The 4,423-nt window shown below is 65.8% G+C and carries 5 protein-coding genes; all 5 read right to left on the bottom strand.

Going from position 1 to position 4,423, the window contains the following annotated elements; genetic code table 11:
* Nucleotides 1-40: 40 nt before the first annotated feature.
* The 5 genes from fliN to GXB81_RS30455 all read right to left on the bottom strand — a co-directional run bounded on the left by fliN (nt 41) and on the right by GXB81_RS30455 (nt 4,379).
* A complete protein-coding gene (gene fliN / locus GXB81_RS30475) occupies nt 41-505 on the bottom strand; it encodes a flagellar motor switch protein FliN (protein WP_167285771.1) in 465 nt (154 codons plus the stop codon).
* On the bottom strand, nt 498-1,496 hold the full coding sequence (fliM, locus tag GXB81_RS30470) for a flagellar motor switch protein FliM (protein ID WP_167047377.1): 999 nt from the start codon (nt 1,494-1,496) through the stop codon (nt 498-500). The genes fliN and fliM overlap by 8 nt, the downstream gene beginning before the upstream one ends.
* Before the next feature lie 63 nt (nt 1,497-1,559).
* Complete coding sequence (gene fliL / locus GXB81_RS30465; protein WP_167047380.1) at nt 1,560-2,060, bottom strand: flagellar basal body-associated protein FliL; 501 nt, start codon at nt 2,058-2,060, stop codon at nt 1,560-1,562.
* Between the two features lie 457 nt (nt 2,061-2,517).
* Nucleotides 2,518-2,868 carry an EscU/YscU/HrcU family type III secretion system export apparatus switch protein gene (locus GXB81_RS30460; RefSeq protein WP_167047382.1) on the bottom strand — a complete coding sequence of 117 codons (351 nt, stop codon included), beginning with the start codon at nt 2,866-2,868 and terminating at the stop codon, nt 2,518-2,520.
* Nucleotides 2,868-4,379 (bottom strand): flagellar hook-length control protein FliK, encoded by a 1,512-nt coding sequence (locus GXB81_RS30455; protein ID WP_205991151.1) that lies wholly within the window; start codon nt 4,377-4,379, stop codon nt 2,868-2,870. Before GXB81_RS30455 ends, GXB81_RS30460 begins: the two co-directional genes overlap by 1 nt.
* Nucleotides 4,380-4,423: the final 44 nt, after the last annotated feature.

Below are 4,423 nucleotides of genomic sequence, written 5' to 3'. Positions count from 1 at the left end.
TCGCGCGACGCGGGGAGCATGCCGCGAACGGCGGCGCGTTTCATCGATTGAGCTTCCGGATGCGTTCGGACGGCGTGATGATGTCGGTCAGACGGATGCCGAACTTGTCGTTCACGACCACCACTTCGCCCTGCGCGATCAGGCAGCCGTTGACGAGCACGTCCATCGGCTCGCCGGCGAGGCCGTCGAGTTCCACAACCGAGCCCTGCGCGAGTTGCAGCAGATTGCGGATCGCGATCTTGGTGCGGCCGAGCTCGACCGTCATCTGGACCGGAATGTCCAGGATCATGTCGATGTCGTTGTGCGTCGAGGTGGGCTCGACCTTCGACAGCGGCTGGAATACGCCGGCCGCCGCCGGGTTCACTTCGGCGTTGCCGTTCTGCTCGGCGAGCGCGCTCGCCCAGTCGGCCATCGCGTCGTCGTCTTCGGCGCTCAGTTCGCCGGCGGCCACTTGCGGGTCGCTCGCGGCCAGTTCGGCCTCGGGTTTTGCGTTCAGGTCACTCATATCCACTTTCCTTCATCGTGTCGGCTGCGCTGATCATCTTCTGGACCCGCAACGCGTACTGACCATTGAAAATTCCGTAGCCGCATTCCATCACCGGCACGCCGTCGACTTTCGCCGTGATGTGCTCGGGGATGTTGATCGGCAGAACATCGCCCTTGCGCATGTTCAGGATCTGCTCGAACGTGACCGGCACCTGCGCGAGGTCGGCGGTCAGTTGCACTTCGGCCGCCTGCACCTGCTTCGACAGCACGCGCACCCAGCGGCGATCGACGTCCATCGCCTCGCCCTGGATCGGCGAGGAGAGGATGTCGCGGATCGGTTCGATCATCGAGTACGGCATGCAGATGTGCAGCGTGCCGCCCGTCGAGCCGAACTCGATCGAGAACTGCGTGACGATGACGATTTCGTTCGGCGTCGCGACGTTGGCGAACTGCGTGTGCATTTCCGAGCGCACGTATTCGAACTGCAGCGGGCGCACGCTTTTCCACGACGCCGTGTAATGCTCGAACGTCAGATTGAGCAGCTTCATGATGATGCGCTGCTCGGTCTGCGTGAAATCACGCCCTTCGACGCGCGTATGGAACCGGCCGTCGCCGCCGAACAGGTTGTCGACCACGAAGAACACGAGGTTCGGGTCGAACACGAACAGCGAGGTGCCGCGCAGCGGCTTCACGTGAACGAGGTTCAGGTTGGTCGGGATCGGCAGATTGCGCGTGAATTCGCTGTATTTCTGCACCTTCACGGGGCCGACGGAGATTTCCGCCGAGCGCCGCATGAAGTTGAAAATGCCGACGCGCAACAGACGCGCGAAACGGTCGTTGATGATTTCGAGGCCCGGCATGCGGCCACGGACGATCCGCTCCTGCGTCGCGATGTTGTACGGGCGTACGCCCGTGCGCTCGCTCTGCTCGGTTTCCGTGTCGACTTCGCCGGTGACGCCCTTCAGGAGAGCATCGACCTCTTCCTGGGACATGAACTCTTCGTGGCCCATTGCTTATTCCTCGTGCGTCCCTTGGCGGTTGATGATGGCAGCGCTAGACAACGTCACGGTACGTCACTGCACGACGAATTCGGTGAACAGCACGTCCTGCACGCGGACCGGCGCGGCGCCCTTGTCGGTCGGCTCGGTGATCAGCGTCTTGAGTTCCTCGGCGAGCGCGCGCTTGCCTTCGAGCGGCGCGAGGTCGTCGGGGTGCTTGTTGGACAGCGCGAGCAGGATGCGGCTACGCACTTCGGGCATGTGCTCGGTGAGCGCCTGCTGGGTGGCGGCGTCGCCGAGCTTGAGCGTGAGGCCTATGCGCAGGAAATGCTGCTGGCCGTCGTCCGATTGCAGGTTGACGGTCATCGATTCGAGCGGAAAGAAGATCGGCACGGCGGGCGGCGCGGGCGCGGCTTCGGCCGATGCGGCGACGGGCGCGCGCTTTGCCATGAAGAACCACACGCCGGCGCCGGCAGCGCCCGCGGAGATGAGCGCAATGAGGACGATCAGGATGATGCGCTTCATGGGACCCGGCGAGACGGGCGCGGCTTGTTGCGGGGCGGTCGTGGTAGCCATGTGGTTTGCTTTGCTGCCTGGATGAAGGGTTAGGGTGATTGTTGTTGATTTGCCTGCGGGGTGATGGGTCGAAAAGAAGGGCTATTTGTGGTTATCTCAAGTATTTGGTGTTGCCCTGTGCAGGGCTGGGCTTTTTTGGCGTTGTTCTCTGCGGTGTTGGGCTTTCCTTGTTTTCTTGGTGGGCTATTGGTGTTGCCCCTCTGTGCGGGGTGGCGCTTCTTTGTCGTTGTTCTCTGCGGTGTTGGCCTTTCCTTGATTTCTTGGTGGTCTATTAGCGTTGCCCCTGTGCGGGGCGGCACCTACTTTCTTTGCGGCTGCAAAGAAAGTAGGCAAAGAAAGTAGGTGCCGCCCCGCACAGGGGCAACGCTAATAGACCGACATGAACACAAGGAAAGGCCAACACCAGAAGAACAAAGACAAAAAAGCCCAACCCTGCAAAGGGCCAAAACCACCACTATTAAGCGCCGCCAGGCAAATCAACCGCTACAACATCAACCACATCCTGCGCGCCAGCGCCCACCTCATGCGGCCTTTCATCTTCAGCCCCGCTCTCCAACCGATGCAACCACGCCAGCAATTCCGCAGTCGCCTGATAAAGCTGCGGCGGAATCCTCGCATCGAGATCCACCTGCATCAGCAATGAAATCATCTCCGGCGCTTCGTGAACATAAAGCCCCGCTTCCTTGGCCCGCTGCACGATCATCTCCGCGAGCAGCCCATACCCCTTCGCGACCACCCGCGGCGCAGCCTCGCCACTCTGAGCGTCGTAGACAAGCGCAGCCGCGCTGCGGCGATTGGTCCGGCTCATCAGATATCCCAGTCGAAGTCGTCGCGCGCCCCCGGCGTGCCGCGTGCAGCGGCCGAGCCATAGCCCGCAGGGTTAGCCGCGACACCACCCGGCGTCGCCGTGGCCGGCATCGTGGATGAAGCCGTTCCCGCTGTCGCCGAACGCGCATACGCCGAAGCTGCCGCCTGCGCGCCAGCAGTGCCCGTCGCGCTCGCCGCTCCAGGTGCTCCCGGTACACCGCCGCCGATCTCGCGAATCGTCAAACCCTGCAACTCGATGCCGGCCGCCGCGAGCCGCTCGCGGAAGCTCTCGCCCTGAATCGCGAGCCGCGCCGCGCCGTGCGGGCTCGCCTGCACGCGCGCGGTAAGCCGCATGCCGGTCAGCGTCAATTCGGCATCGACGGTACCGAGCGTCGGCAGCGACAGCGTCAGACGCGTGCGCCACGGCTGGTCGTCCTCGCTCGCGAGGCCGCCGCCGCTGCGGTCCCATTCGTCGCCGTCCTGCTCGATGGTCCAGTCGAGCCGCGCGCCCGGCCATGCCTCGCCGGTCCAGCGGAATTGCCCGGTCGCGAGCAGGTCGAGCTGCTGACGCACGAGCGGCTCCGTCGCCGGATGCACGGCCGCCGCCATCGATTGCGCATTCTGCGACGCAGATGCATCGCCGATTTGCGGCGCCGCGCTGTGCAGCCCCGCATGCGCAGGCTGGCCCGTCAGATCGGACAACGAACTCGCCAGCACCTCGCCCGCAGCGAAACGCGCGGCTTGCGCGGTCAGGATCGAGGGCATCGCGTGCGTGGGGGCGTCGGCAGAGGGATTGGGTGAGCCGGCCGGTGAGCCAGCTTGCGGGCCCGGTTGTGAGCCTTGTTGTGAGCCCGACTGCACACCGCTCGTTGCGGTGCCCGGCATGCCACGTTGCATGCCGCTCGCCATCGCCTCGGACGCGAAACCCGTCGCGCCCGAGGCGCCGTCCTCGTCGGCCCAGCCGGGCGGCAATTGCGCGGCCGCCACGAGCCGGTTCTGCGCTTCGTCGGCGAGGTTCTCCGGCGAGCGCTGGCCGACGAGCCATCCCGCGAGATGCGCTTCGTAGAACAGGCCGCTGTCGCTGACGGTGCGTTCGAGCGCGGCCGCAAGCGCCGCCACCGGCACCTGCGTCGCCGCGATGCTGGCGGTGGCCACGGTTCCGTTCGCACTGGCGGCGGCATTGGAGTTTGCCGTGGCGGCATCGGCAGAACCCGCGCTACTTGCCGCATCGGCACCCGGCAATCCTTCCACCGCGATATCGAGCGCCGGCGCGGCCGGCCAGATCGGCGCCTGGCCGAGCACGGCCGGCGTCGCCTCGCCGCCCGAATTCGCGATCGCATTGAGCGTCAGCGCGACCGCCGACAGCGCGGTTTGTGCGGACGGCTGCGGCGCGGGCGTCACGTTGGGCGTGCCGGCAACCGGCGCGACGGCGACGCCTGCCGCGCCGGTCTGCGAGGTGGTCGCGGCGCCCGGCCCGAGGGTGCGCCAACCTGCGGTCCGGGCGGAAGGCACCGAACGCCCGGCCGCCTGCGCGCCCTGTGCGCACGTCACCGTCT

It is taken from the genome of Paraburkholderia sp. Ac-20336, from assembly GCF_017105025.1.
In the GTDB taxonomy this organism is placed as follows: domain Bacteria; phylum Pseudomonadota; class Gammaproteobacteria; order Burkholderiales; family Burkholderiaceae; genus Paraburkholderia.
This window is presented reverse-complemented; position numbering and strand designations above follow the sequence as displayed.

Bases quoted from the DNA above. Each gene is read 5' to 3' on its own strand.
- GXB81_RS30460 (WP_167047382.1), bottom strand. From the start codon at position 2,868: ATGAGCCGGACCAATCGCCGCAGCGCGGCTGCGCTTGTCTACGACGCT.
- fliM (WP_167047377.1), bottom strand. From the start codon at position 1,496: ATGGGCCACGAAGAGTTCATGTCCCAGGAAGAGGTCGATGCTCTCCTG.
- fliL (WP_167047380.1), bottom strand. From the start codon at position 2,060: ATGGCTACCACGACCGCCCCGCAACAAGCCGCGCCCGTCTCGCCGGGT.
- fliN (WP_167285771.1), bottom strand. From the start codon at position 505: ATGAGTGACCTGAACGCAAAACCCGAGGCCGAACTGGCCGCGAGCGAC.